The sequence below is a fragment of the Pseudomonas sp. SIMBA_068 genome, from assembly GCF_046534705.1.
GTDB classification, from domain to species: domain Bacteria; phylum Pseudomonadota; class Gammaproteobacteria; order Pseudomonadales; family Pseudomonadaceae; genus Aquipseudomonas; species Aquipseudomonas putida.
The window spans coordinates 1-261 of the sequence record NZ_JAWRYI010000810.1 but is presented as its reverse complement, the minus strand read 5'-3'; the positions used below and the strand labels follow the sequence as shown (position 1 = coordinate 261).

Below are 261 nucleotides of genomic sequence, written 5' to 3'. Positions count from 1 at the left end.
GCAACCGGACCGCTGGTTACCGTTATTGCTGGGGCAAGTTCCGGCGATGATCCTGCCGCGCGAATGGGAAACCCTCAGTAACTTTGCCAGCCATCCCATCGGCACCGGTCCGTATGCGGTGATCCGCAACAGCACCAATCAACTGAAAATTCAGGCATTCGATGACTTCTTCGGTTACCGGGCATTAATCGACGAAGTTAACGTCTGGGTTCTGCCGGAAATTGCCGACGAGCCAGCTGGAGGTCTGATGCTAAAAGGTCC

The 261-nt window shown here is 55.2% G+C and carries 1 pseudogene; it reads left to right on the top strand.

Going from position 1 to position 261, the window contains the following annotated elements:
* Window positions 1-261 (top strand): annotated as a pseudogene (locus SB756_RS31555) (hypothetical protein); the annotation flags it as partial.